General features: G+C 65.2%; 29 protein-coding genes and 1 pseudogene. 15 read left to right on the top strand and 15 right to left on the bottom strand.

Features of this window, described 5'->3' with window-relative positions; genetic code table 11:
* Positions 1-98 precede the first annotated feature (98 nt).
* Positions 99-689, top strand: coding sequence for a TetR family transcriptional regulator (locus tag MAAFP003_RS28515; RefSeq protein ID WP_036473862.1), 591 nt, complete (start codon positions 99-101; stop codon positions 687-689).
* Between the two features lie 166 nt (positions 690-855).
* Here MAAFP003_RS28515 and MAAFP003_RS30210 read toward each other — a convergent pair.
* A pseudogene (locus tag MAAFP003_RS30210) lies at positions 856-1527 on the bottom strand (spirocyclase AveC family protein); the annotation flags it as partial.
* Positions 1528-2002: 475 nt separating this feature from the next.
* Here MAAFP003_RS30210 and MAAFP003_RS28505 point away from each other — a divergent pair.
* The 4 genes from MAAFP003_RS28505 to MAAFP003_RS28495 all read left to right on the top strand — a co-directional run bounded on the left by MAAFP003_RS28505 (position 2003) and on the right by MAAFP003_RS28495 (position 5340).
* The gene (locus MAAFP003_RS28505; protein WP_156959197.1) at positions 2003-2917 is read left to right on the top strand and encodes a spirocyclase AveC family protein; all 915 of its coding nucleotides are present in this window, start codon (positions 2003-2005) and stop codon (positions 2915-2917) included.
* A 31-nt stretch (positions 2918-2948) separates the two neighbouring features.
* The gene (locus tag MAAFP003_RS29335) at positions 2949-3101 is read left to right on the top strand and encodes a DUF7156 family protein (RefSeq protein WP_420029214.1); all 153 of its coding nucleotides are present in this window, start codon (positions 2949-2951) and stop codon (positions 3099-3101) included.
* 56 nt (positions 3102-3157) lie between these two features.
* Positions 3158-4042 carry a 3-carboxyethylcatechol 2,3-dioxygenase gene (locus tag MAAFP003_RS28500; RefSeq protein WP_084163677.1) on the top strand — a complete coding sequence of 295 codons (885 nt, stop codon included), beginning with the start codon at positions 3158-3160 and terminating at the stop codon, positions 4040-4042.
* 107 nt (positions 4043-4149) lie between these two features.
* Positions 4150-5340, top strand: coding sequence for a CaiB/BaiF CoA transferase family protein (locus tag MAAFP003_RS28495; protein WP_036473860.1), 1191 nt, complete (start codon positions 4150-4152; stop codon positions 5338-5340).
* A 14-nt stretch (positions 5341-5354) separates the two neighbouring features.
* On the opposite strand, the gene MAAFP003_RS28490 is transcribed toward MAAFP003_RS28495, so the two are convergent.
* The 3 genes from MAAFP003_RS28490 to MAAFP003_RS28480 are packed head-to-tail and all read right to left on the bottom strand — an operon-like array spanning position 5355 to position 7601.
* Complete coding sequence (locus MAAFP003_RS28490) at positions 5355-6695, bottom strand: TetR/AcrR family transcriptional regulator (RefSeq protein WP_036473859.1); 1341 nt, start codon at positions 6693-6695, stop codon at positions 5355-5357.
* Between the two features lie 13 nt (positions 6696-6708).
* Complete coding sequence (locus MAAFP003_RS28485; RefSeq protein ID WP_036473858.1) at positions 6709-7167, bottom strand: MaoC/PaaZ C-terminal domain-containing protein; 459 nt, start codon at positions 7165-7167, stop codon at positions 6709-6711.
* Positions 7164-7601, bottom strand: a complete 438-nt coding sequence (locus MAAFP003_RS28480) for an FAS1-like dehydratase domain-containing protein (RefSeq protein WP_176234843.1) — start codon at positions 7599-7601, stop codon at positions 7164-7166. Before MAAFP003_RS28480 ends, MAAFP003_RS28485 begins: the two co-directional genes overlap by 4 nt.
* Before the next feature lie 105 nt (positions 7602-7706).
* Here MAAFP003_RS28480 and MAAFP003_RS28475 point away from each other — a divergent pair, with 105 nt between their 5' ends.
* From MAAFP003_RS28475 to MAAFP003_RS28465, 3 genes are read left to right on the top strand one after another with little or no spacing between them, the layout of a single operon-like run.
* Positions 7707-9149: an aldehyde dehydrogenase gene (locus MAAFP003_RS28475; protein WP_036473857.1), complete on the top strand. Its 1443-nt coding sequence runs from the start codon at positions 7707-7709 to the stop codon at positions 9147-9149.
* Positions 9150-9182: 33 nt separating this feature from the next.
* Positions 9183-10334, top strand: coding sequence for a Zn-dependent alcohol dehydrogenase (locus MAAFP003_RS28470; protein ID WP_036473856.1), 1152 nt, complete (start codon positions 9183-9185; stop codon positions 10332-10334).
* Positions 10324-11160, top strand: a complete 837-nt coding sequence (locus MAAFP003_RS28465) for an SDR family oxidoreductase (protein ID WP_330981755.1) — start codon at positions 10324-10326, stop codon at positions 11158-11160. The genes MAAFP003_RS28470 and MAAFP003_RS28465 overlap by 11 nt, the downstream gene beginning before the upstream one ends.
* Positions 11161-11190: 30 nt before the next feature.
* Here the strand turns inward: MAAFP003_RS28465 and MAAFP003_RS28460 are convergent, their stop codons facing one another.
* Positions 11191-11694, bottom strand: a complete 504-nt coding sequence (locus MAAFP003_RS28460) for a cupin domain-containing protein (protein WP_036473853.1) — start codon at positions 11692-11694, stop codon at positions 11191-11193.
* Between the two features lie 36 nt (positions 11695-11730).
* Positions 11731-12813, bottom strand: coding sequence for a Gfo/Idh/MocA family protein (locus MAAFP003_RS28455; protein ID WP_036473851.1), 1083 nt, complete (start codon positions 12811-12813; stop codon positions 11731-11733).
* 143 nt (positions 12814-12956) lie between these two features.
* Between MAAFP003_RS28455 and MAAFP003_RS28450 the strand changes: the two genes are divergently transcribed.
* Genes MAAFP003_RS28450 through MAAFP003_RS28430 form a run of 5 tightly spaced genes read left to right on the top strand, consistent with a single transcriptional unit; the run spans position 12957 to position 16978 of the window.
* Positions 12957-14231, top strand: a complete 1275-nt coding sequence (locus MAAFP003_RS28450) for a cytochrome P450 (RefSeq protein ID WP_036473849.1) — start codon at positions 12957-12959, stop codon at positions 14229-14231.
* Entirely contained in the window at positions 14228-15031 is an 804-nt protein-coding gene (locus MAAFP003_RS28445; protein ID WP_036473848.1) for an enoyl-CoA hydratase/isomerase family protein, read from the top strand. The genes MAAFP003_RS28450 and MAAFP003_RS28445 overlap by 4 nt, the downstream gene beginning before the upstream one ends.
* Positions 15025-15471, top strand: a complete 447-nt coding sequence (locus MAAFP003_RS28440; protein ID WP_036473846.1) for a Zn-ribbon domain-containing OB-fold protein — start codon at positions 15025-15027, stop codon at positions 15469-15471. Before MAAFP003_RS28445 ends, MAAFP003_RS28440 begins: the two co-directional genes overlap by 7 nt.
* Positions 15468-16391, top strand: coding sequence for an SDR family NAD(P)-dependent oxidoreductase (locus tag MAAFP003_RS28435; protein WP_036473844.1), 924 nt, complete (start codon positions 15468-15470; stop codon positions 16389-16391). Before MAAFP003_RS28440 ends, MAAFP003_RS28435 begins: the two co-directional genes overlap by 4 nt.
* Before the next feature lie 5 nt (positions 16392-16396).
* Positions 16397-16978, top strand: coding sequence for a nuclear transport factor 2 family protein (locus tag MAAFP003_RS28430; protein ID WP_036473842.1), 582 nt, complete (start codon positions 16397-16399; stop codon positions 16976-16978).
* A gap of 35 nt (positions 16979-17013) precedes the next feature.
* Here MAAFP003_RS28430 and MAAFP003_RS28425 read toward each other — a convergent pair whose 3' ends face one another.
* Complete coding sequence (locus tag MAAFP003_RS28425) at positions 17014-18057, bottom strand: TIGR03857 family LLM class F420-dependent oxidoreductase (protein ID WP_096290772.1); 1044 nt, start codon at positions 18055-18057, stop codon at positions 17014-17016.
* 50 nt (positions 18058-18107) lie between these two features.
* Here MAAFP003_RS28425 and MAAFP003_RS28420 point away from each other — a divergent pair, with 50 nt between their 5' ends.
* On the top strand, positions 18108-19193 hold the full coding sequence (locus MAAFP003_RS28420; protein WP_036473838.1) for a phosphotransferase family protein: 1086 nt from the start codon (positions 18108-18110) through the stop codon (positions 19191-19193).
* Positions 19194-19225: 32 nt separating this feature from the next.
* Here MAAFP003_RS28420 and MAAFP003_RS28415 read toward each other — a convergent pair whose 3' ends face one another.
* The 8 genes from MAAFP003_RS28415 to MAAFP003_RS28380 form a co-directional block, all read right to left on the bottom strand.
* Complete coding sequence (locus MAAFP003_RS28415) at positions 19226-20047, bottom strand: mycofactocin-coupled SDR family oxidoreductase (protein WP_036473836.1); 822 nt, start codon at positions 20045-20047, stop codon at positions 19226-19228.
* A complete protein-coding gene (locus tag MAAFP003_RS28410) occupies positions 20047-20877 on the bottom strand; it encodes an NAD(P)-dependent oxidoreductase (RefSeq protein ID WP_036473833.1) in 831 nt (276 codons plus the stop codon). The genes MAAFP003_RS28415 and MAAFP003_RS28410 overlap by 1 nt, the downstream gene beginning before the upstream one ends.
* Before the next feature lie 34 nt (positions 20878-20911).
* The gene (locus MAAFP003_RS28405; protein ID WP_051641732.1) at positions 20912-22084 is read right to left on the bottom strand and encodes a cytochrome P450; all 1173 of its coding nucleotides are present in this window, start codon (positions 22082-22084) and stop codon (positions 20912-20914) included.
* A 208-nt stretch (positions 22085-22292) separates the two neighbouring features.
* The gene (locus tag MAAFP003_RS28400) at positions 22293-23108 is read right to left on the bottom strand and encodes a mycofactocin-coupled SDR family oxidoreductase (RefSeq protein ID WP_036473831.1); all 816 of its coding nucleotides are present in this window, start codon (positions 23106-23108) and stop codon (positions 22293-22295) included.
* Positions 23109-23128: 20 nt separating this feature from the next.
* Positions 23129-23338, bottom strand: coding sequence for a hypothetical protein (locus tag MAAFP003_RS28395; RefSeq protein ID WP_036473829.1), 210 nt, complete (start codon positions 23336-23338; stop codon positions 23129-23131).
* Positions 23339-23342: 4 nt separating this feature from the next.
* Positions 23343-23792, bottom strand: a complete 450-nt coding sequence (locus tag MAAFP003_RS28390) for a Zn-ribbon domain-containing OB-fold protein (protein ID WP_036473827.1) — start codon at positions 23790-23792, stop codon at positions 23343-23345.
* Positions 23789-24988, bottom strand: coding sequence for a thiolase C-terminal domain-containing protein (locus MAAFP003_RS28385; protein WP_036473825.1), 1200 nt, complete (start codon positions 24986-24988; stop codon positions 23789-23791). Before MAAFP003_RS28385 ends, MAAFP003_RS28390 begins: the two co-directional genes overlap by 4 nt.
* 4 nt (positions 24989-24992) lie before the next feature.
* Positions 24993-26132 carry an amidohydrolase family protein gene (locus MAAFP003_RS28380; protein WP_036473823.1) on the bottom strand — a complete coding sequence of 380 codons (1140 nt, stop codon included), beginning with the start codon at positions 26130-26132 and terminating at the stop codon, positions 24993-24995.
* Between the two features lie 137 nt (positions 26133-26269).
* Here MAAFP003_RS28380 and MAAFP003_RS28375 point away from each other — a divergent pair, with 137 nt between their 5' ends.
* Positions 26270-26956: a TetR/AcrR family transcriptional regulator gene (locus MAAFP003_RS28375; protein WP_036473822.1), complete on the top strand. Its 687-nt coding sequence runs from the start codon at positions 26270-26272 to the stop codon at positions 26954-26956.

Below are 26956 nucleotides of genomic sequence, written 5' to 3'. Positions count from 1 at the left end.
TTGGAAGTATCGTTGGTGTAACGGCAGGTGTCAACGATGTGCCGTCACCCGTGATCGTTGTACTGTCAGGACAGTCGTACGCAGGAGGAGGTTGGGCAATGGCCCGGGGCGACCGATCACCGCGCGACGCGCACGCGGACCGGGTCCGCAATGCTCTGCTCAACGCCGCCCTGAACCTGTTCAGCACGAACGGGTACGACGAGACCACCACGGACCAGATCGCGGAGAGCGTCGGCGTCTCACCGAGAACCTTCTTCCGCTACTTCCCCACCAAAGAGTCGGTGCTCTTCTTCGGTGAGTACGACTTCATCGACGCGGTCAGCGGCGTTTACCTGGCTCAACCGGAGAAGGCATCCGATTTCGAGGCATTGGCCAATTCGTTCGCTCTGCTGGCGCCGGGCCTCAAGCGCATCCGCAAGAGGATCGCGCAATACCACGACGCCGTTGCATCGTCGCTGGTGCTGCTGGGCCGCGAGCGTAAAAACCATGAGGCCAACGCCGAGACTGTCGCCAAGGTGATCGCCGAACGACGCCGATTGCCGGCACCCGACAGCGAATGCCGGCTCTTGGCGGCAGTCGGCATGCTGCTGGTCGAGCGCGCCCTCAACCAGTGGCTGTCAACACCGGGTCGCTCGCTTGATGATTTGATACGCCAGGAATTCGCCGCGCTGCCCGCGGTCCTCAAATAGCCGTGAATTAACGATCTGCCATGCGGGTGCCATCGGGGCAGTGCCGGGGCGTTCCCGGTCCGCAGTACTGGGTACGCAGATAGCTTGGATAGGTTTGGGTCGGACCGGCGTAGAAGCCGGCGAGGTTCACCGGCACGTCGTACAGACCGATCGCCACCACATGCAAAAAGCCGGTCACCGCCAGCACCCTGAGCAGCCCTCTGATCCCTGGTCCGGCCCACTCCAACGTCTCCACGCCCGCCTCGACCCGGGTTCTGCCGTCATGGTTGCGGAAAAACATCAGTGCGCCACTGGAACTCAGCACCAGCGACCACAGGATAGGGCCGTACAGCGGAATCTGCACGGTCTGACCCGCCCACAATGTGACGCTGGGAATCGACGCCGGATAGCCGAGCAGACCGTGGCGCACGGCGAAGATCTCGAGCGGGAACTCGATCACGTACACCGTGAGCCAACCGGCACAGAAGGTGCGGACGGGTCCCAATGCCGGCCACCTGTTCCGGGCGCGACCCATGCCCCAGCGGGCGAGCGAGCCCATGGCCAGCGGCATCCAGACGTAGATCATTCCGATCATCAGCACAGGTTCGGCCATCAGTCGACCGTCGGGGCTGAGCCAGCCGGGGATGTTCTGCGTCCAGTTGCCGAAGTTGAGCAGCCCCGCGTTGTAGAACAATGCCGGCTGAAACCAGTTGATCAGCGGGTCGTGCCACCAGGCGATCGCCGAGCCGATCACGACGGCGGCTTCGACGCAAAGTTGACGCTCGCGGATGCTCTTGCGGACTACGTAGACGATCGCGATCAATGCCAGTATCGGACAGGCGATCTGGAAGGCGGTCATCGCCAAACGAGTGGCTCCGGGGATCGGATCCGGCCCCGGATTCACCGGTGTCGCATTGCCTGACGCTATCCAAGAGATGTAGACGTAGGCGGCGATGACGACGAAAACCGCACCGACGCTCGACCAGAACAGCACCGGCCGAATGGTCTTGATCCGCGCGGGCTCGGTGGCCGACGACTCTGCCTTTCGAGGCGACTTCAGATCCGTCACTGCGCAACTCCTTTGGCACGACTAACCAAAGATGACAGTTCACTGCCATAGTGTCAATGTCCGGGATCGAAAACGTATGCGACTGGCCGTACAGTCCGTTCATCCGCGCAGCGTTCATCTACAGCCCCGCAACCCGCCAATGGCCGCGTCGGCACACCTGGTCACAAACTCCGCTGACAAAAGCGATGTAGTCAACTAGGTTATATACGTAGAAAGATCGGTTTTGATGGAGCCCGATCCCTCCCTTGCTCGCTGAGAGGCAACGATGCTTGTCGCCACGTCACAGCTGGCGCCACCGGCGACCCTCCATCCATCCGGTGTCTGGTTCTTCAACTGGGTGATACCGATCGCCGGCAGCATATTCATCGTTCTGGCGATCGCCGATGTCATCCGGCGGCGGCGCCTGACGTGGGGGTTTCTGTTCCTGTTCAACAGCCTCGCGGTGTACTGGATGGAGACGATTGGTGACTGGGGCCAGATGCTGTTCTACAGTCCGGCTTTCGCGCAACACCATCTGCTCGAGTGGCTGCCGATCAAGACGCCCAACGATCCGTTGTTCATGCCATTCGCGTACGCGGTGTATTGGGGAGTGCACGCGATCCTGGTGCTGTGGCTGAGTCAATGGGTATCCACGCGGTTCGGCTGGAGCATGCTCAAATCCATGCTGGTGCTTGCGATTCCGGTTAACTACGTCTGGGACTTCGTGGTCGAGGGCACCGCTACGGCAATGGGTTGGTGGACATACGATCCCGGCATCGGACCCGTTCTCCAGTGGGGCAACGGGGGTCGCATCACGCTGCTCTGGACCATCGGCATCATGTGTGTGTGGCCCAACCTAATCGCCTACTGGGCCGGCAAACCGCCGATTCGCGGCCTCAATCATTTCGAGCGATTCTGCCGCTTGGATCGTTTCACCGTCCCGCGGACCGGGTCGCATCCGACCGGCCGCACCGAAAGTCGGGGCGGAACGGCCTTGGCTGCCCGGCAAGCGGTCTTGACCAAACGGCAAGAATTCGACGGTTACCTCAACTACGACGTAGTGATTCCCCGGTGGCGCTTCGAACTCATGCGGCTCGGCGCTTGGTTCATCGTCTTCCAGGTCACCTTCTTCGTCTTCCTGATCATTCCGCTGGTGGTGTTGCGCACCATGACCGGCGCCGACAGCCCCTTCGTTCCGTGATACGAAAGGAGTCGCGGTGGCAAGCGACCGCATGAAAGATCTGGCCCCCGAATTCTTCCTGCCTCCGCAGACCGATGCAGCGCTGCGCCGAGAGACCGTCCGTCTTGTTGCGGCATGCGTCGCGTTCATCGTGATCCTCGGCGCCGTCGTGGCGCTGACGCAAGGCATCGTCATCACGGTGTGATGCAATGGCCGGACCGCGACTCATCTAACATTGGTGTCACTTCAAGCGAAGAGGTGATGAGCGTGACGTCGGAGCGGTTGGTGGTCTGCGCGAGCCACAGCCCGGGCAAGGAACGCGATGTCGAACACGCCTTCGGTCGCCGGTTCCGCTCGGCACTGACATCAGCGGCCGAGCAAGCGCAGAAGTTCGATCCCGACGTCGTCATTGTGTTCGGCGGCGACCATCGTCGGGCATTTCGCCATGTGGTGCCCGCCTTCGGGGTTGCGCTGTCCGCGTCGATTCTGGCCGAGGGCGGCCACCCGGCCGGCGACCTGGATGTCCCGTCCAAGTTGGCACGCGAGCTGTGTGAACACCTGCTGTCGGCCGGGTTCGATGTCGCCGCATGTCGCGACATCGGGCTGGATCACGCGTTCGCGCAACCTGTTCGGGACTTACTCGGGGAGTTGGCGATCAAGCCGGTGATCCCGGTGCCGGTGAACTGTGCCACGGCTCCGCTGCCGAACGGTCGTCGGGTCGCTGAATTCGGTGCGGAAGTCGGCCGGTTCCTAGACGGGATCGCCGAGCGGGTGCTGGTGATCGGCACCGGAGGGTTATCACATTCACCGCCGAGTCTAGAGGTCGACACCTACGACCTCAGCGACGAAGACCGGGCGCGCATGATCGCCGAGGGTATGGCGGACGCGCGTACGAAGATACGTCCCGATTGGGACGGCGAAGTGTTGGATGCCATGTCGAAGTGGGATGTCGCTGCGTTGGTTCAACTCGTGGACACCGCCCACTCCCGTGCCGGTGCGGGCGCCAACGAGGTCCGGACCTGGCTTGCCGCCGGCGCGGCAGGTGGCGGCCGGCCGGTCACGCCGCTGGTCTACGAGCCGGTGCCGGAATGGATCACCGGAATGGCCGTCGCGGCCTCCCACCTGACCAGTCCAGCCGTCATCTGACACTGCGTACATGTAGATTTCGTTACGTCATATGCTATTCGAATTGAAGACAACAAACTAATATCGTTCTTCTGACATCTTCGTCATATCATCCTCGGAGGCACCGCATGACGACTGCCCCGTTGGCAGGCATCACTGTGGTGAGCCTCGAGCAGGCAGTCGCGGCGCCATATGCGACCCGCCAACTCGCTGATCTCGGCGCGCGGGTGATCAAGGTCGAGCGACCGCAGGGCGGCGACTTCGCCCGTGGCTACGACCGCGCGGTGCACGGCGAGTCAAGCTACTTCGTCTGGCTCAATCGCCGCAAAGAGTCGTTGACCGTAGACGTCAAGCAACCCGAAGGCAGACGCATCGTTGACCGTCTGCTGGAGGGCGCCGACGTGCTGGTGCAAAATCTGGCACCGGGCGCAGCAGCCCGGCTGGGATTAGATGCCGAATCGGTTTCCCGCACGCACCCGCAAACCATTACGGCCACGATCAGCGGCTACGGTCAGGACGGCCCATGGAGCGACCGCAAAGCATATGACCTTCTTGTACAGGCCGAGGCTGGACTTTTATCGGTGACCGGCTCGCCGGACGAAGTGGCGCGCACCGGTGTATCTATCGCCGATATCGCTGCCGGCATGTTCACCTTCTCCGCGATCCTCACCGCGCTCTACACGCGCGCCACGACCGGTGCGATACACCCGGTATCGGTGTCGTTGTTCGATGCGTTGGTCGAGTGGGTGTCGCAGCCGCTCTACTACGGCCGGTACGGCGGAACGGCGCCGCCACGCACGGGTGCGCGGCATCCGACGATCGCGCCGTACGGCCCATTCACCGCGGGCGACGGCCAAACCATCCTACTCGCCGTGCAGAATCCAGCCGAATGGCAGCGACTTTGCGAGACCGTCTTGGGCAGAACGGATCTCGTCGCCGACCCGCGGTTCGCCACGAATCCCGATAGGGTGGCGAACCGCGACGAGTTGGAGGCGATCATCGCTGCAGCGGCCGCGCGGCTGAGCTCTGAAGAGCTCGAGAAGCGCCTGCAGACGGCCGGCGTGGCACATGCCCGGATGAATGATGTGGACCAATTGTGGCTGCATCCGGTGCTCGTCGGCCGGGACCGGTGGCAGGAGATTCAGACACCGGGCGGTCCGGCGGCCGCGCTGCCACCGCCCGCTGCGCTGGCCGGCGTCGATCCGTTGATCGGTGACGTGCCCGCGCTGGGTGAGCACAGCCGAAAAATATTGTGCGAGTTGGGATATTCGATGAAGGCGATCGATGGTCTTGTCGCCCAAGGTGTTACGACGGCATAGGCGGGGAGCCCGTTTTACTCCTTGCGTCCGAAGAACCCGCGGCGGATGCAGGTGATCAACACATCGATGAGTTCGTCGTCGTTGATCGGCTCGGGCAGATCGAGGGCCGCCTGCGGCAGGCGCGTGACCAGCGCCCGCAAGATCAGCGCCGAGACCACCGGATCGAACGGGTACCGATCCGATCCGCGGATAAGCATCCTAGCCACCCCGATGTCCATCTGCACTTGTCCGTTCTCGCCGATGCTGACGATCGTCGGATCGTCGGTGGCGCCCTCGGCCCACGCCTCGATGCAGCCCGAATACTTGTCGTAGAACTCGACGTAGGTGCCCAGCCAGTGCCGCAGCGTAGACGTTTTGCCCACAGGATCCACCTCGGCGATCCGGTCGGCGAACGCCATTCCGGCGCTGTAGATTTCGGCGGCCACGGCAGCGAGCAGATCTTGCTTGTCTTTGAAATACTTGTAGAACGTACCTCGCGCCACGCTGGCCGACTCGACGATGTCGTCGACACTGGTGCTGCGGTAGCCGCGCGCGCGGAATTGAGCGGCGCCGGCATCGGCCAGAGCATTCACCGTGATGACGGCACGCTTACTGAGGCTGGCGGTGCGCTCGCTGACCGGCAGCCCCGAAACGTCTGGCGCCGGGGGCACTTCGAGCGCGTCCACGTCCGCCGCCGGGTCTGCGCTGGCATGCAGACCTAAAGACGTCAACACCGACCGCGGCGTATCGGGGAACAGCATCAGCTGCAGGAATACCGACAGCGTGTCAACCGCGTCCTTGGCGCTGCGACCGTAAGCCCGGTCGGTGTGCACGAACAGATTGAGGCGGTGCACCAGCGCGGTCATCGTCATGGCCGCGACCTCCGGGTCCAGCCCCGTCAGGCCGGAGGCGGCGAGCCGCTCGGCGATGCGATGGTTGTAGCTGCGCACGAAGCGGGTGATTTCGGGGCGCACCTTGGTGTCCGACGAGGCGATCGCCGTCCACTGCACGAACATGGTGGAGTACTTGTCGAACACCCAGCTCCATTCGCCCAGCCACCAGTTCAGATTGTCGAAACCCACCTCGTCCGGCCCGAGCGCGCCGATGCGGCGCGCCACCCGGAACAACGCGCCGCCGCATTCATTGAGCAGCTCCAGAAAAATCTCGTCCTTGCCCTTGTAGTACTGGTACAAGGTGGCCCGGGACACCCCCGCTGCCTTGGCGATCGCGTCGACCGACGTGTCGAAGTACCCCAGCCGACCGAACAGCTCCAGCGAGACCTCGGCGATCCGGCCTCGGGTGCTGGCACCGCGAGCACCCACGGCGGGGCTGGACGGGCCGTAACTGGCCCTGCGGACGATCGAGGCTTCGGACATGGCGGGCTTAAGCCTATGGCCGATCTGTGCTGCCCGCGTCGCGCCCAGCGGTGTTTCTCGGGACGAGGAACTCAGCGGAGCCCGCAATTGCGATCCCGCCCGTCTGTCGTGCGGCCGTCAGCTCCACGCTCACCCGGTCGGCGTCGGCTTCTGCCGACACCGCGGTCACCGTGCCGGAACAGGTCAGCACGTCGCCGGGCCAGACCTGCTCGCGGAAGCGGACACCGAAACGGCGCACGCAGCGAGCGCCCAGCCAGTCGGTGGCGAACCCGGCCAGCAGTGCCGCAGAGAACATGCCCTGCGCGAACACCGAGGGATAGCCTGCGGACTGTGCGAGCTGATCGTCGTAATGCATGGGGTTGAGATCGCCGGACGCGCCCGCATAGCGGACAAACATCTGCCGGGTCAGCGGCCCAAAGTCACGGACCGGCGCACGTGCACCGACACTCACAGCAGTGGTGGTCACCGTCATTGCTTAGCCGCCGTCTCGATGAAGGTCGCTTTGGCCTCGGCGACGAGTGCTCCCTGCTCGTTGCGGTATTCGGTGACCACAGTGGCGAAACGCATTGTGCCCCCACGCTTGCCGGGTTTCGAGTAGCGGTCGACGATCCGCTCCTGCGCGATCAGCACGTCGCCGGCGGCGGGCGGAGCGGCGTGGAACGTGTATTCCTGCTCCCCGTGCAGCAAGCGCTTGCGCTCGAACCCCACGTCCACCCTGGCACCGGCCGGCGCCCAGCGTCCGCCGGTGGTCAGGAACGTCGGCGGGATGATGGCGTCCGGACCGCGATAGGCCGGATCGTCACACATCATGGCTTCGGCGAACTCGGCGATCTTGCCGCGTTCCACGATCAGCTCCCATGTCCGTCCGGCGCCGTCGTCAGCGAGACTGTCAGGCGAAGCGTTCATAGTGACCAATAGTGTCAGAAAAAATACAGAACTGGAACCAAATCATCGCTTCACAGCCAATGAACCGCTTGTCCAAAGATGACATAGCTGCCAGAATCGGTGGCCATGGTCGAGTTGGCGGCGAGCTATGTCGCGGGCAAATGGGTGTCGGAAGCGCACGCCGGGACGCTGGATGTGATGTCGCCGAGCACCGGCGAGCTGCTGGGCACCGTGGGTCTCGCCGGCCGGGCGGAAGTGGATTCCGCGGTCGCGGCCGCCCGCAGTGCCCTGCCGGCCTGGGGGCGGGTGCCCGCCGCCGATCGCGGCGCGGCGCTGGGCCGACTCGCCGAGGCGCTGAACGCCCGCAAAAGCGAACTGGCTGACCTGACCACCGCGGAGATCGGCTCGCCGCGATCCTGGAGCACGTTCGGTCAGGTCATCACCGCGGTCGGTGTACTGCGCGCCTACGCGGCGATCACGCCGGACTATCCCTTCTCGTCGCGGCGGCCTTCCATGACGGGCGGCACGGTCGAAGTACGTCAACTACCCGTCGGCGTGGTCGGCGCCATCGTGCCCTGGAACACGCCGCTGTTCATCGCCGCGTTGAAGCTCGGTCCGGCGTTAGCCGCGGGGTGCACGGCAGTGCTCAAGCCATCGCCTGACGCTCCACTCGAATTCGGCGTGCTGATGGAGGCGATCGAGGAAGCCGGCCTGCCCGACGGCGTGGTCAACGTCGTCAACGGCGGTGCCGAAACCGGCGAGCTGCTGACCGATCATCCAGGCGTCGACAAGATCAGCTTCACGGGATCGACGGCCGTCGGCGCGCGGATCGCGGCTTCGTGCGGCTCCCGCATCCGCCGCTGCAGCACCGAGCTGGGCGGGAAGTCCGCCGCCATCGTGCTACCCGACGCGCCGCTCGAGACGACGGTACCCGGCTTGGTCACCGGCGTGATGGGCAACAACGGTCAGCTGTGTGCCGCGCTGACCCGTATCTTGTTGCCGCGCAGCCGATATGACGAGTTCGTGACCGCACTCACCGCCGCGGTCGCCGGGTTGGTCGTCGGAGATCCCGCCGACCGGGCCACCGACATCGGTCCACTGATCAACGAGGCCGCGCGTAGCAGGGTCGAGGGGTTCCTGCATCGCGCGCGGCACGACGGCGCCACCGTGCTGGTCGGCGGCGAACGGCCCGACCGCCCAGGCTGGTACGTCTCCCCCGCGCTGGTCGAGGCCACCAACGACATGGAGATCGCCCGTGAGGAGGTCTTCGGCCCGGTCGCGGTCGTTATCGCCTACGACGACACCGCCGACGCCGATGCCGATGCCGCCGAGGCGGTGGCCATCGCCAACGACTCCCGCTACGGCCTGGTCGGGGCGGTGTGGTCCGCCGACGAGGAAAGGGCGGCCGCGGTGGCGGCCCAACTGCTCGTCGGTTCGGTGGCCGTCAACTCGACCGCGGTGCTCGATTTCGCCAGCCCGTTCGGTGGATTCAAGCAGTCCGGCATCGGCCGCGAAGGCGGCCCCGAGGGCATCGCCGGGTTTGTCGAACATCAAGCCATCATCCGATAGGGGCCGGAAGGCCAGAGAGAATCGAGCACAGCAGTGCACACCCAGGCAGCGGTCCTATTCGAACGCAACACGCCATGGTCCATCGAGACCATCGAACTCGATGCGCCGAAGGCGACCGAGGTACTGATCGAACTACACGCTTCGGGCATGTGCCACTCCGACGACCACCTCGTCACCGGCGACATGCCGATCCGGCTGCCCTGCATCGGCGGCCACGAAGGTGCGGGCGTGGTCAAGTCCGTCGGCGAACACGTGTCGTGGCTATCGCCGGGTGACCACGTCGTGTTCAGCTTCATTCCGTCGTGCGGCCGGTGTCCCTCATGCTCGACAGGGCATCAGAGCCTGTGCGACCTCGGCGCAAAGATCTACTCGGGCATGCAGATTCACGACGGAACCGCCCGCCACCATCTCGGTGGCGAAGACCTGGCGCTGGCCTGCGGCGTCGGTTCTTTCGCGCACCACACCGTGGTGCACGAGGCAAGTTGCGTGAAGGTCCCAGACCACTATCGCCTCGACCTGGCCTGCCTTCTCGGCTGCGGCTTCATCACCGGTTGGGGATCGTCGGTGTACGCCGCCGAGGTCCGGCCGGGCGACACGGTCGCCATCGCCGGCGTCGGAGGCATCGGCGCCGCGGCGGTACAGGGTGCCCGGCTCGCGGGCGCCCGCACGATCACGGTCATCGATCCGTCGGAGTACAAGCGGGCCGAAGCGGTGAAGATGGGGGCCACGCATACCGCAGCGGACTGGGACGAAGCCAAAGATGTTGTCGCCGAGGCTACTTGGAACCGTGGCGTGGACAAGTTCATTTGCGCCATGGGAGTCGGTGACGGCCAACTGGTCGGCAGGGCGCTGGCCATGACGGCCAAGCGGGGCCGGCTGGTGGTCACCAACATCCACCCGATGCTGGAGCGCGAGATCCGGGCCAACCTGATGGACCTCACCCTGACCGAAAAGCAGATCATCGGAACCCTCTATGGCTCGGGCAATCCGCGTGCCGACATCCCGAAAATCCTTGAGTTGTACAGCGCCGGCCAGGTCGACCTCGAATCCATGGTGACTCGCACCTACCCGCTGGAGAAGGTCAACGACGGCTACGCCGACATGCACGCCGGCGCCAATATCCGGGGCGTACTGATCTATCCGCCCGCCGAGGGACTTCTCGCCGGAGAAGGTCGTGACCAGTAGACGTCTCGCGGGCAAGGTGGCGCTCGTGACCGGCGCAGCCAGGGGTCGCGGTCGAAGCCACGCGCTGCGTTTGGCCTGGGAAGGCGCAGACGTCGTGTTGGTGGATCTGTGCGACAACATCCCATCGTGCGACTACCCACTCGCGACGGGCGAAGACCTCGACCGCACCGCTACGATGATCGAGAAGCTCGACCGAAAAACACTGGTGTATCGGTGCGATGTCTGCGATCGAACCGAAATGGAGATCGCCGTCGACACCGCGGTGCGGCAACTCGGCGCACTCGATATCGTCGTGGCCAGCGCCGCCATTGCCCCGACTCAGCCGGACGCCCCAATCGCGGCCTTCATAGACACATTCGACGTCGACTTCATCGGCGTGGTCAACACTTTCAGCGCCGCGATGCCCCGGTTGGTCGAAGGATCGTCCCTCATCGCTTCCGGTCCCACATTCTCCCCGCAAGGACCATTTCTCGATCGACCGCAGGGACTCGGTGGGGCAGCATATGAGCTCGCTCAGTCGATGGTCTTGCAGTACGTGAAGACGCTGGCCAAACAACTAGCGCCACAAGGTATCCGGGTAAACACCGTCAGCGGAGCGGAGGATGCCGGCGAAGTGCGGCGTGCCGGGCGGCTGCATCGGCCCGTCATGCTCGACGTGGATTGCAGAGGCAATCAGGCTGGTGCGTCGCTTTCGACGATGTTATGGCCAGCGGCGACTTGGGCTGACACTGACGCATCCGCTGCGGTGGCGTTCTTGGCAGCGGACGAATCGCGAGCGATAACCGGCCGACACGTCACGGTCGACGCCGGCTCGTCCCTCAACTAGCTCCGACGACGAGCACGACACCCGAGCGGCTCAGGTCGACGCCGTCCAGTTGGTGGTCGATGAGGTGAATGGCAGACCTAGTTTGGCAAGTATCCACGGCGGCAAGCGTTTTGGCATCGGTAAGGGTACCGATCGGGCGCCACGCGCCTTTAGCAACGCTTCGTAGGCGGTGGTATCGCCGCTGAACGGTTGTCCCTCACCGGCGATGAACCCGTACAGTTCGCATCCTTCAGGCCCGGCCTCCCAAGGTCCGAACACGTCCCCCCACTCGAGCATGATGTGCGTACCGGCGCGGGCGACTACGTCACCGCAACGGATCTCGCCGGCCAGAATGAAGTTGCTGTGATCGCCGGTGTGACCGTGCTGCGAGGAGATGGCACCCGGGTCCCACTTGTTCCAGAACGCGAAGTAACGGGGAGAAAGCTCGATCCACTTCTCCCAGATCGACGCCGTGCGACCATCAGCGAACTCGTAACGCAGCATTTCCTCGGCCGGTACATCGTCGAGATGCTTGATCGACGGTCCACCTTTCATCGGGCAGCTCCCTTCCTTGATTGCTCGACCCGCGTCTCAAGCCTGCACGGGCTCCCAACCACCGCCTTCAGCTGAGCGATGCGCAGCATCGATCACCGCAAGCGACAGCAACCCGTCCTCGAAGGTGGCCGCGCCGCTGGGGCCCCCGTCGAACGCGGGCAGCCAGTCCTGCAGCATCAGCGCCATCGCCCTGCTCGCGTGGCCCGCCAACCCGCCGGGCAACCGCTCGGGGTACGCGGGCTCGCGTTCATCAACCGTCAGAGGGCTCAGTCCGGGATCGGTGGCGGTGCCGAGACTGTACGCCGCAGAACGCAACTCGCCGTCGCCGATGATGGTGCCATCGGAACCGAACAACTCCAGGCGGTAGTAGTCGGCGTGGGCGCCCATGACCGTGAGGCTCAACACGACGGTGACCCCGGACTCCATACGCATCAGCAGCGCCGCAGTATCGTCGGCGGTGACCGCCAGAGTCCCCCCGTCGGGCAGTTCGCGGACCGGGTCGCTGGTGCGGACTTCGGCGCACACCGATACCGGGCGGCCGAGCAGGCTGCACAAGAAGTCCAGATCGTGCACGAGCATGCCGGCCAGATAGCCGCCGCCCTGCTCGCGGTCGTACATCCAATGGGCCTGCAGCGGATGACTCGGATGCCAGTAGGACGCGCTGCGACTGACCCGCGCAAAGTACTGCGAACCGAGGAAGCCCGAGCGCACCCGGTCCGCGACGGCTAACCAGTCGGGGTTCCAACGGTTCTCGAAGCAACAGGCAGTGGGCAGCTCGGCATCCGCCGCAGCGCGCACCATGTCGCGGGCAGCCTGCAGGTCACCCGCCAGTGGCTTCTCACACAGCACGGGCTTGCCCGCCGCCAGCGCGGCGATCGTCATCTCATGGTGCAGCGCAGTGGGCGTCGCGACCGAGATGACGTCCAGGTCGTCGCGGGTCACGAACGACCGCCAATCGGTGGAGGTCTGTTCGATGCCCAATTTGGTCGCCACCCGTTCCAGGCGATCAGGTGTACGGGCACAGAGCGCGACGGGATCGAAACCCTTCGCCGCCCGGAAACCGGGCACCTGCACATGCGCGCCCCAACCGACGCCGATGATGCCGACCCGTAAGGTCATGTGCTCTCCTCCGCTCCTCCGACTGCAGTGACACCAATGTTAGATAACTCGCGCCTGCTGCGAACAAATATCGTGTCATTGCCCCGTTTGATCGAGCACCCCGGCATTGCCTATAAGTGACATGGGTGCCAGAATCGGGTGCTGTGAGCGCAATCGAGACCGACGAGCAGCAGTTCGCGCCGCTGATCGATTTGCGGTGGTGGCAGGAGCGTCCAGCTGACCGCAGCGAGCTCTACCGGCGCCTTCGCGAGGCCGGCGGCCCGGTGTTCGTCCGCACCAACCGACCCGACTCACCGCGGCCCCGTGGATTCTGGGCGGTTGGCTCCCACCGCGACGTCGTCGACATCAGCCGCCGGCCCGGCGAGTTCAGCTCCGGCCAGGGCACGCAGATCTTCGACCAGACCGCCGAGATGCGCGAATACCGCGGCTCGATCATCGACATGGACGATCCCGAACACATGAGGCTGCGCAAGATCGTCTCGCGCGGCTTCACTCCCCGCATGCTCTCCGATTTGCGCGGCCTGGCCCACGAAACCACCGCCGAAATTCTCGACGAGATGCCGCGTTCGGGTAGGTGCGACTTCGTCTCCTCGTTCGCCACCCTTCTGCCGCTGCGCATCATCGACAACATGCTGGGCGTCCCGCGCGAACATGAACAATTCATCGTGCAGGCAACGAACGTCGTGCTGGGCGCCTCCGATCCCGAGTACGTACCCGACCAGACCGTCGCCGGCATCGAAGCAGCCGTCACCGACACCAGCGAGCAGCTCATCGAGCTGCTCAAGCAGATCGCCGAGGACCGCATTGCGCATCCCCGCGACGATGTGATCAGCAAGCTGGTCACCTCGGACGAGGAGAATCTGACCCCCCAGGAGTTGGCGAAGTTCTTCATCTTGCTGATCGGCGCCGGCAACGAGACCACGCGCAATGCGCTGACCCATGGGCTGCTCATTCTCAGCGCCCACCCCGAGCAGCGTGACCGGCTACTGGCGAACTACGGCGACATGGCGCCCACCGCGGTCGAGGAAATTCTGCGGTACGCCAGCCCGGTGATTCACATGCGCCGCACGGTAACCCGCGATGGCGTGACGCTGACCGACTCGCAGGGCGCGGTTACTCACACCTTCAACGCCGGCGACAAGGTGGTGGTCTGGTATCCCGCCGCCAACCGCGATCCCGCGGTGTTCGACCAGCCGGAGCGCTTCGACATCGGTCGCAAACCCAACAATCACATCGCTTTCGGTGGCCCGGGACCGCACTTCTGCCTGGGCGCACACCTGGCCCGCCTGGAGCTGAACGTGGCGTTCGAGATGCTCTACGCGCGCTACCCGGACATCACCGCGGCGGGCGAACCGGTCATGCTGAGATCGAACTTCGTCAACGGCATCAAACACCTCGAGGCCAGCTACACACCATGAGCACACAAGCGGCGGTGCTATCCGACATCGCAGACGGCGTCATGACGATCACCTTGAACCGGCCCGAAGCCGCCAACGCGGTACGACCCGACGACCGTGATGCGCTGATCGCGCTATTGGGCGCCGGGGACGCCGACGAGAAGGTCCGCGTGGTGGTGCTGCGCGCGAACGGCAAGCACTTTTGCTCCGGCGCCGACGTGGGATCGCTGGCCGAACGGCGTGCAACGAGCGAGAAGCGGGTGCTGGAGCCAACGAGGCGCATCATGAACGGCGCCCAGAGGCTGGTCGCCAGCGTGCTGGACTGCAATAAACCGGTGATCGCCGCGGTGCACGGTGCGGCGACGGGTCTGGGAGCCCACCTGGTATACGCCTCCGACTTGGTGATCGCCACCGAAAACGCTTACTTCGCAGAGTCTTTCGTCAAACGAGGGCTGGTCGTCGACGGTGGCGGCTGCTATTTACTGCCGCGCCGCATCGGCATGCAGAAGGCCAAGGAGATGGCATTCTTCGGCGAAAAGCTCTCGGCAGCAGAAGCATTCACGCTGGGTTTGGTGAACCGGGTGGTCAGCGCCACCGACTTCGAGGCCACGGTCAGCGACTTCGCCAGCCGGCTCGCCGGAGCCCCGACGTCCGCGATCGCGTTCACCAAACGGCTGCTCAACGACTCCCCCGACACCGATCGGTCCGGTGCTTTCGTCGCCGAGGCAATGGCGCAGGAGATCCAGTCGTATTCGCACGACTCCACCGAGGGTGTTCAGGCGTTCGTGGAGAAACGACCGACCGAATTCACCGGGTGGTAACGGTGGCCCGCTTGCAAAAAGGGAATGACATACCAACGATCGACGCGGCCAGCGCTCCCTACTGGGAGGCCGCCCGGCAGGGTCAATTGCTGATCGCCGAATGCGCGGCCTGCGGCAAGGTCCATCACTATCCGCGCCCGTTCTGCCCCTTTTGCTGGAGTGAGGACGTGCGGCCGACAAGGGCGAGCGGGACCGGAACGCTGTATACGTATTCGACCGTCTACGTCAATGATTTGGCACCGTTCAAGGAGCGCCTGCCGTATGTGGCCGCGATCGTCGAACTGGCCGAGGGCCCGCGGCTGATGACGATGATCGAAGGCGCCGACGGTGACCACCTTCGGGTCGGGATGCCGGTGACCGCGGTGTTTCGCCCGGTCGACGACGCCGATCCGGAAAGCCCATTCCTGACGGTATTCGCACCAATCGAGGAGAGCCCATGACCGGACTGCTCGACGGCAAAGTCGCCCTGGTGACTGGGGCGGGGCACGGCATCGGCCGCGGCCACGCGCTCGAGCTGGCCAAGCACGGCGCCACCGTGATCATCAACGACCTGGGCACCAGCTTGTCCGGCGAGGGCACCGGCAAGGTCGCCGACGAAGTGGTGGCGATCATCGAAAGTCGCGGCGGCACAGCTGTTTCCGACTTCAGCGATGTCGGTGATGAGGAGCAGGTCGACCTCGCCGTCGAGCGAGCCTACTCGCAGCTGGGCCGGCTGGACATCGTCGTCAACAATGCGGGAATCGTTCGGGACAAGGCGATCTGGAACATGTCCGCCGACGATTTCGACCTCGTGATGCGAGTGCACGTTCGCGGTAGCTGGCTCACCAGCCGCGCGGTCGCCCGCAAGTGGCGCGCCGAATCCAAGGAATCCGGCGGAAAGGTCTACGGGCGCATCATCAACACCACCTCCGGCGCCGGTCTGCACGGCCATTTCGGGCAGACCAATTACAGCGCCGCGAAGGCCGCGATCGTCGGCCTGACCCAGACGCTGAGCCTGGAGTTGGCGTCGATCGGCGCGACCGTGAATGCCATCAGCCCGGGTGGGCGCACCCGGATGTCAGCGTCCATGCCGGGCGCGCAGGCCCCGATCGAGCCGGATGAGCGCGCCGAGGACGAGTTCGACCCCAAGGATCCGTCACTGGGCTCGCCGGTGGTGGCCTGGTTGGCCAGCCCGGAGGCCGGTCACGTCAGCGGTCAGGTGATCCGTGCGATGGGCGAACATCTCCAACTTCTCAAGGGCTGGCATCCGGCGGCATCGGTCTCCAACGGCCAGAAGCGCTGGGACGCAGAGAAACTCGGCGCGATCATGGCCACCGACGTGTTCGGCACCCGCAATACCGGCCTGCGACTCGGCGGCTGAGCGCGATGGCAGACATTGCGGAAGTCGAGCGGGAATTTCGGCGCTACTTCATGACCGGCCCAGTGCTCGAGGACTGGCAGGCCTGGGCCGGCCTGTTCACCGACGACGCGACCTACTTCGACCACTTCTACGGAACGTTTACCGGTCCGGCGGAAATCACCAAGTTCCTCGAGGGGACGATGGGCGCCGCACCGCAGGTCTACAGCCCGCTGGTCTGGTACGTCGTCGACGGCGCCCGCGTCGCGTACAAGGTGGTCAACCGCGCCGATAACCCGGAGCCGGGCGGGGCGCCCATCGACTTCCCCTCGTATCAATTCATCGAATACGCCGGCGGCGGCAAATGGCGTTCTGAGGAAGACGTCTGGCTGCTGCCCGAGATGAAGGGCTTCGCTGCTCGCTACGCGGCCGCCGAGGCCGCCCACCCGCAGACGCTCGAACAGAAGCTCCGTCGCGAGGACTGGGGTTCGTGGGTGGACTGGGCGCGTCCGGAACCGGGACACCACGCAGCCCCGTCGTGGCTAAACAAGGCCGGCTTCACGCCGTTCTCCGGCGTTGCGGACATCGACTTCGGGGTCCGGTCACACTGACACCCGGTGAGTGTCGTTGCGACTGGTGGGCCTAATCAGCCCGCCCGCGTGAAGAGGGGGCCGAGCCGCTCGGGTGTACTCCCGTGCAAGACCAGCTCGTCGACCCCTGCCGCTCGGTAGCGGTGAAATACCTGGTGGCAGGCGGACGCCGATCCGACCGCCGCCGCCTCGCCGGTCCATGCCGCGGGCAACAGCGACGCGACCTCGACGAGTTGCTCCCGGGTGAGCACGGAGTCCGCCGAGCCTCTGATCCCGTCGAGCAGGGGGTGGGATCGCAACCGGCTCAACGGCTCTGAATCCCATCCGTTGACGGCCGCCAGTCGCTCTCCGAAGCCCGGAATCTGGTAGTAGGTCACCGCGCGGGCGCCGACGAGCGCGAGTTCCTCGTCGGCAGGGAGTTCGCAGGCCACTACCACGGTGGCGTACACCCGCACGCTGCCCGTCGGCCGCCCAGCCGCGCGTTCGGCGCGGCGGACGAGCTCAACCGATCGGCGCACGGCGGGAGTGGTCAGGAATGGATGCAGCAGCACCCCGTCGAAGTGACGGCCGGCGAGCTCCAGGCCCTTGGGCCCGATCGCCGCGAAGACGACAGGTGGCACCGGCTGATCGGGTAAGTCGTTGAGCCGCAAGGACGGGTAGGTGCCCGCGGGTCCGTCGTAGCGCACCTTCTCCCCGCGGCACAGCCGACGGAAGATGTCGGCGTGGTCGACGATCGAGGCGTTCGTAGAGGTCGGCAACCCGACGGCCTTCCACATGGCGTCCACCGAGCGGCCGACACCGAGGACGAACCTCCCGCCCGAGAGCGCCTGCACCGTCATCGCCAGCGACGCCAGCAATGCGGGATGCCGCGATTGCAAATGCGTTATGCCCGAAGCGATTCGGATTCCCGACGTGACCTGGCTGATCGCGCCGGCGATCACGCCGAGGTCCTTGGTGCCCCACCGCTCGCTGAGCCACACCGTGCGCAGGCCGAGACGCTCGGCGGCCTGCGCCTGGCCGATCACGGCGCCGGAATCGGTGACACGTCCGGGAAGCACGTAGGCTCCAAGCGCCGGACTGCTCCACCGACTGTTGTCCATGACCGCTATTCTGACAGTAGTGTTCAGTACTTGGGCAAGGGGTTCTTCAGATGGCGTACACCTCGACGCGCGGCGACGTCGGCGACCGGGTGGGCGAGGTACTCCAGGCTTGGTTGCCACTTCGGCTGGCGGGTACGGAAGCGACCGCCTTCGTGGTCTCCGATTTCACCGCTCCGCCAGCCGGTTACTCCGGGCGAACGGTGTTCTTCACCGCCGCCTGGACCGACCGGGCCGGCGTGCGCCTTTCCGAGGATCTGGTACTGCGCGCACAGGCAGAAGACCACCAGTTGTTCACCGTACCCGACGCCCCGCGACAGGCCGAAGTGATGCAACGACTTGGCGCGCAGGGGATTCGAGTTCCGCACATCGTTGGCATCGAACGCGACGCCGCGGTCCTGGGGTCGCCGTTTTATGTGATGCGCCGAGTGCGGGGGCGCACACCGTCGGACGTTCCGAGTTGGCACAAGCGCGGCTGGACTGTCGACCTTTCCGCTGCCGATCGGGAGTTGTTGTGCAGCAACGGACTACGCGCACTCGTCGACGTGCACCGCGTCGACGACCCAGAGACGTTGCGTTTCCTCCGAGGCGGCGCCGACCAGACCCGTACGGCATTGCAGCGCTACCTCGACAAACTCAGCGGCTGGTACGAGTGGTGTCGCGCCGATTTGGTGGTCGGTGCGGATGTGCTCGCACAGGCCCTGAAGGTGATTCTCGCCGCAGCGCCGCACACCGATGCCGAGACGGTGGTGTGGGGCGACGCCCGCGTCGGAAACATGTGTTTCGGCGAGGACTTGTCGGTGGTCGCATTGTTCGACTGGGAGACCGCAGGCACTGGTCCACCGGACATAGACCTCGGTTGGTGGCTGATGTTCGAACGTTTCCTCTGCGAAGCACTGGGCTTCGCTCGCCTGCCCGGTGTACCCGACGACGGCGAAACCGTCAGGCGCTATGTGCAATTCGGCGGGACCGTGACCGGCGACATCGTCTACTACCAACTGTTAGCCGCCTTCGTCCTGTCGCTGATCAACAACCGACTCGCCCGGCTCTTGGTGCGCGACGGACTCGATGCCGCCACGGCTCGTAGCTATCCGCAGACGTCAGTCGCGCTGGTCGAGTGGTATCTCGACCAGCTCTGACGGGGCCGGCACGAGGGGATCACGCGACAGCATTAGAACTGCGCCATGCCCTGGTCGACCGACAACCGGGTGGCTGTGACGAAGCGTGACTCGTCGGAGGCCAGCCAACACACCGCGGCGGCAACATCTTCCGGCTCGCAGGCCCATTGCGGCAGGAACGGGGTCCCCATGTTGTTCAGCGTCGGGTTGGTCTCGATCGCGGCGAACAGCGCGGCGATCATGTCGCCACCCCCCATCGGAGTGTTGACCGGACCGGGATGCACGCTGTTGACCCTGATGTCGTGTTTTCCCAGTTCGGCGGCGAAGGCCCGCGCCATCCCCGTTACGGCATGCTTGCTCGCGGTGTAATGCACCATGTACGGCTGTACCTTCACCCCGGCATAAGAGCTGGTCAGTATGATCGACCCGCCACGGCCGCCGTCGATAATCCGCTGCGCTCCGGCCATCACGGTGTTCCACGTACCGGTCACGTTGACGTCCATGATGTCGCGGAACGACTCCGGGGTGATCTCGTTCCACGGTGACGGGATGCAGATTCCCGCGTTGGCCACGATGACGTCTAGTCGTCCGTAGGCCTCGACGCCCGCGTCGACGGCGCGACGCAGCGCGTCCAGATCGCGGATATCGGCTGCGGTGGCCATTATTCGACCACCTGCGGCCTTCACCATCTCCACGGTCTCGGCGAGGTCGTCGGGGGTGGCCGATGGGTAACGCACTGATTCGGGTAGCGGGGCGGCGAGGTCGACGGCAATGATGTCGGCACCTTCGACGGCCATTCGCACTGCGTGTGCGCGGCCTTGTCCCCTAGCGGCGCCGGTGATGAACGCGACTTTCCCGGCGAGTCGACCCGTCATCAGGGTGTCCCCGCGCTCGCGTGGTCCAACGCCAGCGGTCCCTCGCGTACTGCGGTGTCCAGCAGCCCCAGCTCCACACCTGCCTCGACCGCAGCTTCGCGGCACGCCGCGATGTCCTTGCGCAAGAACGCCCCGGCCAACTCCGCGAACCGGTCCATCCCGCCGACGCGGTGCGCCTGTTCCGCCGCGTGACTCCTGGCGCTGCACACCTGCAGCGTGGACAACAACACGTCCGGCGCGACGCCCAACCGGTCTCCCAGTTGCGTCGCCGCGGCAAGGAGTTGGGCGTTGGCCGCGAACAGCAGGTTGTTGATCAGCTTGAGCGCCAGCGCGCTGCCCAGTGCACCGGTCGCCACCACCGGGTCGGCATAGGCGTTGAGGACGGGCGTTACTGCGGCGACGGCGTCACTCGGTCCCCCGATCAGCACGGTCATGCTGCCTGCGTTGATGTCGTCCGCGGTGCCGCTGACGGGCGCATCGAGGATGACCGGCGGCGAAAGACAACTATCCCGCAACGCCTCGAGGGTGGACAGGGTGCCGGTCGTGTGAGACACCAACACTGCACCCGGCTTAGCGTTGGCGATGAAACCGTCTGCGCCCAGCCCGGTTTCGCGCAACTGTGCATCCGAGAACAGGCATGCGATGAGGATGTCGCTACGGCGCGCCAGGTCAGCCACCGAATCGGCCATTGCCGCGCCCTTCGACTCCAGTCGCAGGCGGACCTCCTCGCGCCGGGCGTAGACCAGGACGTCGTGTTGGGCGCCGAGCAACCGCTCGACCATGGGCTCGCCGAGTTGTCCGGCGCCAAGGAATCCGACGGTGTTAGGCACTGCGCTCGCTAAAACTTGGACGGTCCCGATCAGCTCAGCTCCAGGTCAGCTTGAGCGAATCGACGCCGAACACCTGACCACCGTGCTCGATAGGCTGCCCGGAGACCTCGTAGTTCGGAATGCGCTTGTGCCACTCCTCCAGCACCACCGCCAGCTCCTGCCGCGCGAGGTGCGAACCGAGGCAGCGGTGCGGGCCGCCGCCGAAAGATAGGTGACGTGTGACGCCGCGGTCGAAGTTGACCGTGCGGGCATCGTCATAGGCCGATTTATCCCGGCCCGCGAACGCGAGGGAGAACGACGCCATGTCGCCCGCCTTGACCGGACATCCGTGAAAATCCATGTCCTGGGTTGCCTTTCGTGCCGTCTGCACGATCGGATAAACCCGTAGAAGTTCCTCCACTGCCTTTGGAATGAGCTCGGGTTCGGCAACGATCCGTGCGCGGTCGGCCGGATGGGTGGCCAGGTGCAGCATCGCGTAGGACAGCTGGTTGGAGACCGTGTCGAGCCCGGCCATGAACAGCAGCAGGAGACAGTTGAGCAGTTCCAGGTCGTTGATGGGTTCGCCGTCGAGCGTCCAGTCAATGGCCTTGCTGACGATGTCGTCCGCACTTGGGTCACGATTCTCGCGCCGCTCCGCAATCAGGCCGGAGAAGTAGCCCATCACGTGCGTCATGCCTTCGAGCCGGGCCGCGTTGACTTCCTCTCCCGCCCCGCTCTGGTGCAGGATCATGTCCTCCCAGGCCAGGAACTTCTCGAGATCCTCGACGGGCATGCCCATGATGGTCAGGAAGACCGTCGACGGGAACACCCGCGAGATCCGCGTCACGAAATCGCACCCACCCTCGCCGGCCACTTCTTCGATCAGTCCCGCGGCCAACTTCTGCTGCGCGTCGCGCAGGCCCTTGACGCGGCCAGGCGAGAAGTACTCCGCCAGCACATGACGCCACTTAGTGTGGTCGGGCGGGTCGAGCATGATCGGGATCCACTTGTACGGCGGCTCCGGATCCGTCGGCACGATCACGCTGCTGGACCAGAGCTCCGGGTGCTGGAGCCCGTCCAGGATCACCGAGTTGTCGGTGAATACCCAGTACTCCATACCGGCCTCGGTGTTGCGGAAGACCGGTCTGGCCTCGTCCTGGCACTCGTCGAGCAAATGGAAGTGAGCCAGCGCAGGCGAGTCCGGAGCGTTCATGTCAATCTGCTTCATGGGACACGTTGCCGTGGGCTGATTCTGGATCATGATGTCCTTCCGTGCGGCTTCGAACGGGCGCGAACTCGAAGCACTCGCGGCTCGCATAATACGACAGTCGACTGTCAATCTGGACCGAATGACGCGACAGGTCAAAGAAAACTCGTCAAACTAGGTTAACTATGTTGTGGGACGGACGCAATAGTCCGTGCAGCCTGGCGGGCTATCAGCGGACCGCGAAGCCGGCGTCGAGCGGCCAGGCGATACCGGTGATGAACTTCGCCTCGTCGGACACCAGGAACGCCACCGCGTTGGCGATGTCCTCGGGCATCAGGATCGGGATGGGCAGCGCGTTCTGCATCGTGGCCAGCGACGGATCATTGGCCTCGAACATCGCCGCCATCACGTCGTTCATCACCATTCCGGTGGCAACCCCAGTCGGGTGAATCGTGTTGACGCGGATCGAATGCTGCGCCAAGTTATTCGCCCAGGTCTGCATCAGAGCGACTAGACCGCGCTTCGCCGCGCCGTACGCTTGCCCGCCTGCGCGATCGGTATTCGGGGCCTTCAGGCCGGCGCTCGAACTGGTCAACACAATCGAACCGCCGCGTCCACCGTCGATGAGGGCTGGGATCGCCGCTTCCACCGTGTTCCATACGCCGATGAGGTTGACGTCGATGATGTCGCGGAACGTCTGTCGCCGATCGCCGCCCGGGCCCAGCCGAATGACGCCGGCGTTGGCGATCACGATGTCGAGGCGGCCGAACTCGGCGAGCCCGTCGGCCACCGCCTGCTCGACGGCATCGGCGTCGCGGACGTCGGCCTGGCGGGCGACGATACGTCTGCCCTCCTTTTCGACGAGCTTGGCGGTCTCGTCGAGATCCTCGGGACTGGCATTGGGATAGTCGATCGAGTCGATGTCGCGGCAGATGTCGAGCGCGATGATGTCCGCGCCGTCCGCCGCGAGCCGCACCGCGTGCGCGCGGCCCTGGCCTCGCGCTGCTCCGGTGATGAAGGCGACTTTGCCGTTTAGATTACCCATGGTCCCCTGCTCCTCAACATCTAGCCAGTCATGCTGCCGGTGTGAATCCTTGCTTGCCGCAAGCCTTCCTGCGGGTCGTCGACCTCGATGTCCCAGGCGCCGCACGAGCACGTACAGCGGAAATGCCCATTCAGGGGCAGGATCGCCTGACCGTCACAGGATCCGCCGGTGTTGGCGATGCTGCTGAGGAACTCGAGGGGCTTCTCATGCAGAGCGCTGTCGTCGGACACGGTGTTACTCCTCGCCCCGAGCGCGGACCCGGAAGACGGGCAGTAGCCAGCCATCGGCGATCGGTGAGAAGTCAACGTGCACAGGCATTCCTATCGTGACGTCGGCGGGTGCGATGTCGACGACGTTGGAGACCAGTCGCGCACCGGGTGCGTCGGGCAGGTCGAGGACCGCCGGCACCAGCACCAGATCCGGCATGCCGGGGAAACCGTGCACGACGGCGAAGCTGTAAACGACGGCATCGCCGCTGAGATCGATCCAATTTACTTGTCTCGACTGGCAATTGGGGCAGAATGGGGTGGGGGGCAGCCGGAAGGACCGGCAGTCGGCGCACTGCGGCGCCACCAGACGCCGTTGTTTCGCGGCGATCCAGAACGGCTCGGTGTCCTTGTTCATCGCAATCCGGACGTGCTCGCCGGGGATCGTAGTGGCGAGGGTGGCGGCGGCGGTGCTCACGCGGCGCGTCCCAGGATCAGGCCGCTCACGGGCAGGCTCGCGGGGCCACCGGTGACCAGGGCGAGTTCGGCGTCGGCGACCTGGTTGATGGCGGTCCCGCGCATCTGCTCGACTCCTTCCATGATGTGAGTCATCCCGATGATGTAGGCCTCGGAGAGCTGACCGCCGTGGGTGTTGACCGGAATCGAGCCGCCGTCGTACCGGATCGCTCCACTTTCGACGAACTCGCCGCCGTCCCCCTTGCCGCAGAACCCATAGTCCTCGAGCTGCATGAGCACCATCGGGCTGAAATGGTCGTAGAGCAGTGCGACGTCGATATCAGCGGCGCCGACGCCGGCCTGCTCGTAGAGCCGCTTGGCGATGGGCGCGTTGCCCGAGGAGGCGAAGTATTCGTCGGGCATGCCCATCCAGGCGAACGCCCTGCCCCAGTCCCGGACCCCACCGTGGGCTGCAGCAACCACCGGCACCGGCGGTTGCCGCAGATCTTTGGCCCGGTCCATGCTGGTGGTGATCACCGCGACGGCACCGTCGGTCTCTTGGCAGAAGTCGTAGAGGCACAAGGGCTCTGCGATCATTCGCGCATTGAAATAGTCGTCCAACGTCAGCGGTTCGGGGTGCATCGCCTTCGGCCGATTCGCCGCGTTGGCTCGCGTGGACAACGCGATCTCGGCGAACGCCTCGCGGCGGGTGCCGTAGAGATGCATGTGCCGGCGAGCCATCACCGACATCAGATGTCCCGGGCCGAACAGTCCCGACGGCTGCAGGAACGAATTGATCGGATCGGGCTCCAGTGCCGAAAACACCGACCCGAGGCGCTGTTTCGCCTGCTGCAGCGCCATCACCGTCACGACAACCGAGGCATCGCCGGCGACGATCGCGGCCCGCGCCAGCCCGATGGCACCCGCGGACCCGCCCCCGCCGGAGGTCAACGCGGCGGTGAACCGAATCTCAGGAATCCCAAGCGTTTCCACGAAGTCGGCGGTGTCCATCTTCTCGGTGTAGCCCGCGCTGGCGCCCGAGTAGTAGGCGAAGCCGTCGACCTCGGTCACGGGTAGGCCGGCGTCCGCACACGCCGCCAGGATCGCCTCGCCGGCCAGTTCGGTGATCGATTGAGGCAGCGACCCGCCACGCTTGTAGTAGGGCGTGGCACCGACGCCCACAATGGCGACGTCGCGTAAACCCTTTGTATTGGGCACGCGCTCAAACGTTTTCGACGGGAATTGGCGGAACGTCGGGGAAGAGTTCGTAGAACGTGCCCTGGGTGATGCGCAGTCGGGTCGCGTCGCTCACGCCGTCGAAGAGCCCCTTCAGGGTGTCCTGGGTGTGCCCGAAGGTGCCCTCCATGTGCGGGTAGTCGCTGCCGAACATCACGTTCTTGTAGCCCATGTGCTCATAGGCCGCGACCGCCGTTTCGTCGTGCTGGAATGACGCGTAGACCTGGCTGAACAGGATTTCCTTGGGGCTGCGCGTGAGCTTGGGCCGCACCGCGAGATGGTGCTGGCGGTATCCCTCCAGGAGCCGGTCACCCAGAAACGGTACCCACGTCGCACCTCCCTCGGAGATGAGCACCTTCAGGTTGGGGTGACGGTCCAGAGCGCCGGATGCGACCATCTTCATCGCCGCCCGCTGACCCGAGAACGTGGTCTCGGCGTAGTTCATGGTGGCACCACCCGGGCCGCGGTACACCTGGCCTGCGCCACCGGTCGCGCTGTTGCTGGCCGTCACCTCGACCGGATCGGTGCCGATGTGGAACGCGATCACCATGCCGGCCTCCTCGGCCGCCGCCCAGAACGGTTCCCATTCCTTGCGATGCCAGTCCGGTGCACTGGGATGCGGCGTGGTCGGCAGGAACACCGCTTTAAAGCCGTTGTCCGCGGCCCACTGCAACTCCTCGACAGCGTCATCCACCACGAGCGTCGACACCTGGGCGGTCACCACATATCGCGGCGACACCGCGCAGATCTCCTCGATAGCCCACTCGTTGCTCGCCCGCATGCATGCCTTGAGCAGCGCCGGCGTGCGGAAGGTGGACGCCCACATGCCCAGGGACGGAAAAATGACTTCGCCCCAGACGCCCTCGTTGTCGAGATCCCCGAGCCGGGCCTTCGCATCGCGAGTGCCCTGCGGCCTCGAGCTCATCTCGGCAAAGGCCACCACCGCCGACGACGGCAGCTTGCGCCTGAAGATCTGCCCGTCGACCGAGACGGTCTCGTACTCGCCGTCGGGATCCTTCTCGGCGCGCGGCGTCAGGTCGGCAAGCGCCTTCGGCAACCGGGACTTCCACAGGTCGTCGGGCTCGATGAAGTGGGAGTCGCCCGAATTCGTCCAGATCACGCTCATCGGCCCTCCATTGGATCCGCCACTCACTCGAATGATGCCAGCTGCCCTGACGCAAGTCCAGTATTTCTAATGACTAGCCATTATTATTTGGATGGAGGGGCGACGCCGGTAAGACTGAGGCGAACTGGAGGAGGCCCATGCCGGAGCTGGGAACGGAGTCACCCGCGGGCGAGCGGAGGCGCAACGCATCGGGTGAGTCGACCCGGGTGATGTTGATGGAGGTCGCCGAGCGGCTGTTCGCCACGCGCGGCATCGAGGCGGTCACGCTCAGGGAAATCCAACAGGCGGCCGGACAGTCCAACACCTCGGTGATCCGCTACCACTTCGGCTCCCGCGAGGGACTGATCCGCGCGCTGATCGCCTACCGCCAGGCGTCACTCGGAATCGACCGCCAAGAGATGCTCGCGCGGATGCGCGAGCAAGGCAAGGAGGCGGACCCCCGCGCCGTGGTGTGGCTCCTGGTGCGACCGCTGGCCAACAGCATCGCCGCGGGCGAGATGTTCGCGCCGTTCCTGGCTCGGCTCATGGAGGATCCGCGGGCGCGCAGCGACTACTGGCCGGATCACCTCGATGATGAGTGGACCCAGGAGAAGCTGGAAGAGCTGGTCGACGCCGCGTTGCAGGATCTGCCCGAGCGGATCCGGCGCGGCCGGACGTTTCAGCTCTACATCAGCCTGATCAACGTCCTTGCTGCGGCAGGCCGTTCGGGCCATGGACTCAGCGAAGCGCAGCTGCACAACTACGTGGACACCTGGGTCGGAATGCTCACCGCGCCGGTGTCTTACGAGACCCGCGCGCTGATCGCTGAGCGCGACGAGACCTGA

The sequence above is a fragment of the Mycobacterium ahvazicum genome (genome assembly GCF_900176255.2).
GTDB classification, from domain to species: Bacteria; Actinomycetota; Actinomycetes; order Mycobacteriales; family Mycobacteriaceae; genus Mycobacterium; species Mycobacterium ahvazicum.
The sequence above is the reverse complement of the archived record's forward strand: the minus strand, read 5'-3'. Positions and strand labels throughout refer to the sequence as shown.

What these genes read in the sequence shown, in the direction of transcription:
- MAAFP003_RS28480 (WP_176234843.1), bottom strand. Translation starts at nt 7,601, where the DNA reads ATGAACGCTTCGCCTGACAGTCTCGCTGACGACGGCGCCGGACGGACA.
- MAAFP003_RS28485 (WP_036473858.1), bottom strand. Translation starts at nt 7,167, where the DNA reads ATGACGGTGACCACCACTGCTGTGAGTGTCGGTGCACGTGCGCCGGTC.
- MAAFP003_RS28495 (WP_036473860.1), top strand. Translation starts at nt 4,150, where the DNA reads ATGACGACTGCCCCGTTGGCAGGCATCACTGTGGTGAGCCTCGAGCAG.
- MAAFP003_RS28455 (WP_036473851.1), bottom strand. Translation starts at nt 12,813, where the DNA reads ATGACCTTACGGGTCGGCATCATCGGCGTCGGTTGGGGCGCGCATGTG.
- MAAFP003_RS28490 (WP_036473859.1), bottom strand. Translation starts at nt 6,695, where the DNA reads ATGTCCGAAGCCTCGATCGTCCGCAGGGCCAGTTACGGCCCGTCCAGC.
- MAAFP003_RS29335 (WP_420029214.1), top strand. Translation starts at nt 2,949, where the DNA reads ATGAAAGATCTGGCCCCCGAATTCTTCCTGCCTCCGCAGACCGATGCA.
- MAAFP003_RS28425 (WP_096290772.1), bottom strand. Translation starts at nt 18,057, where the DNA reads ATGGACAACAGTCGGTGGAGCAGTCCGGCGCTTGGAGCCTACGTGCTT.
- MAAFP003_RS28405 (WP_051641732.1), bottom strand. Translation starts at nt 22,084, where the DNA reads ATGAAGCAGATTGACATGAACGCTCCGGACTCGCCTGCGCTGGCTCAC.
- MAAFP003_RS28375 (WP_036473822.1), top strand. Translation starts at nt 26,270, where the DNA reads ATGCCGGAGCTGGGAACGGAGTCACCCGCGGGCGAGCGGAGGCGCAAC.
- MAAFP003_RS28505 (WP_156959197.1), top strand. Translation starts at nt 2,003, where the DNA reads ATGCTTGTCGCCACGTCACAGCTGGCGCCACCGGCGACCCTCCATCCA.
- MAAFP003_RS28420 (WP_036473838.1), top strand. Translation starts at nt 18,108, where the DNA reads ATGGCGTACACCTCGACGCGCGGCGACGTCGGCGACCGGGTGGGCGAG.
- MAAFP003_RS28460 (WP_036473853.1), bottom strand. Translation starts at nt 11,694, where the DNA reads ATGAAAGGTGGACCGTCGATCAAGCATCTCGACGATGTACCGGCCGAG.
- MAAFP003_RS28415 (WP_036473836.1), bottom strand. Translation starts at nt 20,047, where the DNA reads ATGACGGGTCGACTCGCCGGGAAAGTCGCGTTCATCACCGGCGCCGCT.
- MAAFP003_RS28380 (WP_036473823.1), bottom strand. Translation starts at nt 26,132, where the DNA reads ATGAGCGTGATCTGGACGAATTCGGGCGACTCCCACTTCATCGAGCCC.
- MAAFP003_RS28430 (WP_036473842.1), top strand. Translation starts at nt 16,397, where the DNA reads ATGGCAGACATTGCGGAAGTCGAGCGGGAATTTCGGCGCTACTTCATG.
- MAAFP003_RS28445 (WP_036473848.1), top strand. Translation starts at nt 14,228, where the DNA reads ATGAGCACACAAGCGGCGGTGCTATCCGACATCGCAGACGGCGTCATG.
- MAAFP003_RS28400 (WP_036473831.1), bottom strand. Translation starts at nt 23,108, where the DNA reads ATGGGTAATCTAAACGGCAAAGTCGCCTTCATCACCGGAGCAGCGCGA.
- MAAFP003_RS28435 (WP_036473844.1), top strand. Translation starts at nt 15,468, where the DNA reads ATGACCGGACTGCTCGACGGCAAAGTCGCCCTGGTGACTGGGGCGGGG.
- MAAFP003_RS28500 (WP_084163677.1), top strand. Translation starts at nt 3,158, where the DNA reads ATGAGCGTGACGTCGGAGCGGTTGGTGGTCTGCGCGAGCCACAGCCCG.
- MAAFP003_RS28515 (WP_036473862.1), top strand. Translation starts at nt 99, where the DNA reads ATGGCCCGGGGCGACCGATCACCGCGCGACGCGCACGCGGACCGGGTC.
- MAAFP003_RS28475 (WP_036473857.1), top strand. Translation starts at nt 7,707, where the DNA reads ATGGTCGAGTTGGCGGCGAGCTATGTCGCGGGCAAATGGGTGTCGGAA.